Raw genomic sequence first — 4,490 nt, forward strand, 5'->3', positions numbered from 1 at the left:
GTCTTAGGTGGATCAATTTCATGGCAGAGGTGGATCAAAAAGATGGCACAACTGGGTCAATTGCATGGCTGTAATCAAAGATTTTGTATTTATTTGTCCGGAAGAAATAAGTGCAATAACCTCCGGAAAAATGTGGCTGTAGCCAACAGATGAGTTTATTTTACATTCTTTTAAAACCAGTTGATTTAGATTGATGGATATCGGTTTTTCCCACAGGCTGACAATCATGACTTCCCCACTTGGTTTCACTGCATTTATAGCCTGAATAAAAGCCGATTCGGCTCCGGAAACTTCGTAACATATGTCTGCTCCTTTGCCATCTGTTATTTCCATTATTGCGCTAAGCACTTGTTCTTTGGAAGGATTTATTACATGGTCTGCCCCTGCCTCCGTTGCTTTTCCAATCCGGCTTTCTGAAACTTCAACGGCAATCACGCTGACTGCACCGGCTGCCTTGGCTGCTTGAATGATAATGAGTCCGATAGGACCGGCTCCAAAAACAATGCATGTGTCACCGATTTTGATTTGGCTTTTTTTGACGGCTTGCACTGCCACGGCTGCAGGCTCAATGGTTGCTCCTTCTTCAAAGGACATTTCATCAGGAATTTTATGCACCATGCGGGACTGAATCGCCGTATATTGAGCAAAGCCTCCGCCATTCCCGACAATTCCATGAAATCCGCGTAGTTTACATAAGTTGTATAAGCCTTGTTTGCAAGGTTCGCAAGCTCCGCAATATAAAATCGGTTCAATGGCAACGCGGTCACCCACTTTTACATTAGTCGCTCCCTTGCTCAATTCGACAACCGTTCCGGCAAATTCATGCCCTAATATAAGCGGTGCTTTGTCCCCTGTTAATGGATGGGGTTCGCCAACGGGAATGGTAATTGGTCCAGCCGAATATTCATGCAAATCACTCCCGCAAATTCCGCACCACTTTACTTCAATCAACACTTCTCCATCCTTTGCAACAGGGACATTCATCTCTTTTACCCGGATATCTTTGATTCCGTGCCAAAAGGCTGCTTTCATTCAACCACTCACCCGATTTAAAATAGGGTCCCAAGTGAGGACTATCAACATAGTTCAGACAGAATATTTCGATAATTTATCGCCTTCAATTTTTTTCTTTGTTTTAACCGGAGCGGTCTCTATCATAAACATGGATAGTATCCCGGCTATAAGGGCTCCGGAAATGGAAATAATCAATGGTGCTGACGTACCAAAGCTATCTGCAGCAAATCCTGCTAATAATGGGGAAATGACCCCTCCTATTAATTCTCCAACACCCATAATGAGCCCTACAGAAACGGCTATATATTTTACAGGGATGGATTCAGCCGGGATCGTTGACATAAACAATGGCTGTACTCCTTGTCCCGTATGGAACAAAAAAATTAACAGGGCTAAAAACCAAAGTGATCCGCCATTATATAAAAGTACAACAAGCGGGGAAAGAGCAGAGACAAAAGAAAAGAAAATCATTGCCGGCTTCCGGCCAATTTTATCCGAAATAGCCGGTACTGCAAATCCCCATAAAACACCGCCAAATCCGACCGCACTCATAATCAGGCTCATCGATCCCGGAGACAATCCTTTTGTTCCGACCAAATAGACCGGAACAAATGTGATATACACTAGAAACCAGGTTAAGGAAAATATGCTGATCAATGTAGCCATCCATATATTACGGTGTTTTACAACATCCATTAATTTTATGTCTTTAATCGATACCGAATCGGTTTGGTTTATTGCCTCGACAGCATCTTCTTTTGCTTTAACATGTTTCCAAATGAAAAATACTAAAATAATGCCTGGAACGATCGTTAAGTAAAATGCTTTTCGCCAGTCAAATGTTGATGCAAGACTCACGATAATTAATGGGGCCAATACACTTCCGAGCATACTGGCGGCTGTACTCTGCATAAACCCCATGTTGAATCCTCGTCTGGACGGGGAAGAGGCTACTGCCATCATTGATTGTGAAATTGGCAGGACTGGTCCTTCTGCAAAACCCATCAGTAATCGCAACACTAAAAGCATGGCAAAAGAAGTTACAGTTCCGTGAAGTAATGAAAGAGTGGAAAAAATTAAAATAAATATTATGAGTATTTGCTTCTTTTTGCCAGTTTTATCTGCGAAAAGACCGACGATGGGTCCGGATAATGCCCAGGTTAAAGCCAACCCTGAAGCAAGCAGTCCAATTTGCGTATTATTTAAATGTAAATCCTCTATGATAAAGGGAATTAAGAAATTAAGGGCTTGTCGATCAAAAAATACAAAACCAAACGCAAAAAATAGAATAATCAGTAATTTATTTTCATATGTCCAAAACTTTGGCTTTGTCATCGTATACTCCACCTTTAATTATTTTAATAATTTGTAAATTTTAATGATAAGGGGACGCTGGCCCCCCCAAATCCAGCGTAAATCATCAAATATAATTGGATTGATTTTATAAGAACAATGCCTTGTTGACAGGAATATTGTTTTCTTTGCAGTAGGTCAGGTAATGGTCGATAAACCAGAATACGTCAACAGTTTCAATCAATGTACCATCTTCATTTAAAAATTCCAATGGAAGCCCCAGTTGGAATATGGTTTCCATGCCTTCTTCCGACACGAGTGTATGTGTACGACCCGGGCTTTCGCGAATGAAATCGCCAGGTTTAGCTACCCAGTCATACTCCTCATATTTCCAGCTGCCTTTCAGTACATATCCCGTTACTTGGGCGCGATGTCGATGTCTCCCTAATGTTGCTCCCGGAGCTACTTTTAAAATATTGACCGCATAGTTGTTTCGGACATCAAATGTCAGATGGCGAATCCAGGTTCCTTCAGTAAATGGAATCCATGGAGACGTTTCTTCCCTCGTGTCAAAGTGGCCTTCTTCCAATGCAAACTGATCCCGAATAAAATCCAACCGTTGCTCTACTTCAACATATCCTTCAATATTTACTGTCATTAAGCTCCCTCCAAAAATTTTAATATGATAACCAATCACACTGAAGCTTTAAGTATTCTTTTCATACACCTCCCGACTGCTTTTATAATGTAAATTGTATTGAAATCGCTTTCCATCATCTATATACGAATCTGCCAATTTATGTAGTAATTTTTAAACGATTCTGTTAATGTATCTTTTAACCTACGAAATTATACCTAAATATTCCGATTGAAGGGAGTGAACAAAAGAGATGGATAATCTTTTTATTAAGGATTTAACGGGGTATCATTTCGAACCTGGCAAAATACTCCTGAACGACCAGCGCTATGTTCTCATGGGGGCAAATGCACTGGGAACCCTAAAGAGGGACCTCATATTTGCTTTGGGGGTTGAAAGAACAAAAGGCTTTATGCTGCGTTATGGTTGGAATCATGGGAGTGATTATGCAAAAAAATTAAAAAGTATGTATCCCGAAACGACTAAGCACGAATGGTTTTACTTGGGGCCAAAGATTCACTCGCATACCGGGAGCCTTAATGTTGTACCATCTCAAATTACATATAATAAAGAAACCGGATATTATTATGCAGAAGGTATTTGGGCAGATTCTTATGAAGTGGAACAGCACTTGAAATATTTTGGAATTAGTGAGGAACCCGTTTGTTTCATGGCAACGGGGTATGCCGGGGGTTACATAAGTGAATTATTGGAGCGTACCGCTCTATGTATAGAAGTGGAGTGCCGGGGAAAAGGTGATGCTCATTGCCGGTGGATGATTAAACCTCTTGATGAATGGGATGAAGAAGTGCAGAAAGAAATTTACTTTTATCAAGAAAAAAATTTGGATAAAGAGCTGGACAGGGCTTATAAGCGAATTGAAAAGCAAAAGAGAACATTACAAAAAGCTTTGCAGGTAAATGAGGAGTTATCCAGGGTATTGTTGAATGATAATCGCTTGTCATCCATTGTGACTGTATTGGGGAAAAACTTGAATGCGGGGGTGATGATAGAAGATAAATATTTGAATATATTAGAGCTTTTTCCCACAAACAATGTCCATACGATGAAAGGCCATATCAATGAAATCCAGTGGAAAAAAATTAAAGACGGGATGAAAACAGTTCATTTGTCCATTACTGAAGGCAATCCGCATGAGCGATTGGTTACCCCGATTCTTGTAAAAAATGAAATTTATGGGTATATTTCATTAATCAAAGAGCATGGCAGCTTTAGTGAAGCTAATGTTCTTTCTTTGGAGAGGGCTGCAGCAACATGTTCGATCAAGCTGTTGAATGATATGGCAGCTTTTGAAGCAGAACACCGGCTTATCGGCAATCTGCTTGATGAATTGTTAAATGGAGAAGTACAGGAAAGAAATTTATATTACCGCATGAATTTAATGGGCTATGATATTCATGAACCGCACTATCTTTTATTAATCAGTCTCCCATTTAAAGATGATTTTTTTAATCCCAAATTACGAAAGTAAATTTGCCGAAAACTAATTCAGCGCTCTTTTGGGAACAATTTACAAATCTGGGTA

At 40.0% G+C, this 4,490-nt stretch carries 4 protein-coding genes; 1 reads left to right on the plus strand and 3 read right to left on the minus strand.

The window, feature by feature from the left end; genetic code table 11:
- Positions 1–18 precede the first annotated feature (18 nt).
- The 3 genes from AB1L08_RS21655 to AB1L08_RS21665 form a co-directional block, all read right to left on the minus strand.
- Positions 19–1,032, minus strand: a complete 1,014-nt coding sequence (locus AB1L08_RS21655) for a 2,3-butanediol dehydrogenase (protein ID WP_413066667.1) — start codon at positions 1,030–1,032, stop codon at positions 19–21.
- A 54-nt stretch (positions 1,033–1,086) separates the two neighbouring features.
- The gene (locus AB1L08_RS21660) at positions 1,087–2,349 is read right to left on the minus strand and encodes an MFS transporter (protein ID WP_413066668.1); all 1,263 of its coding nucleotides are present in this window, start codon (positions 2,347–2,349) and stop codon (positions 1,087–1,089) included.
- 106 nt (positions 2,350–2,455) lie between these two features.
- Positions 2,456–2,965, minus strand: coding sequence for a 2,4'-dihydroxyacetophenone dioxygenase family protein (locus AB1L08_RS21665; RefSeq protein ID WP_413066669.1), 510 nt, complete (start codon positions 2,963–2,965; stop codon positions 2,456–2,458).
- Between the two features lie 232 nt (positions 2,966–3,197).
- Between AB1L08_RS21665 and AB1L08_RS21670 the strand changes: the two genes are divergently transcribed.
- On the plus strand, positions 3,198–4,436 hold the full coding sequence (locus tag AB1L08_RS21670) for a XylR N-terminal domain-containing protein (RefSeq protein WP_413066670.1): 1,239 nt from the start codon (positions 3,198–3,200) through the stop codon (positions 4,434–4,436).
- Positions 4,437–4,490 lie beyond the last annotated feature (54 nt).

This window comes from Siminovitchia jepli, from assembly GCF_047228825.1.
Taxonomy (GTDB): domain Bacteria; phylum Bacillota; class Bacilli; order Bacillales; family Bacillaceae_C; genus Siminovitchia.

What these genes read in the sequence shown, in the direction of transcription:
- AB1L08_RS21660 (WP_413066668.1), bottom strand. Translation starts at nt 2,349, where the DNA reads ATGACAAAGCCAAAGTTTTGGACATATGAAAATAAATTACTGATTATT.
- AB1L08_RS21665 (WP_413066669.1), bottom strand. Translation starts at nt 2,965, where the DNA reads ATGACAGTAAATATTGAAGGATATGTTGAAGTAGAGCAACGGTTGGAT.
- AB1L08_RS21670 (WP_413066670.1), top strand. Translation starts at nt 3,198, where the DNA reads ATGGATAATCTTTTTATTAAGGATTTAACGGGGTATCATTTCGAACCT.
- AB1L08_RS21655 (WP_413066667.1), bottom strand. Translation starts at nt 1,032, where the DNA reads ATGAAAGCAGCCTTTTGGCACGGAATCAAAGATATCCGGGTAAAAGAG.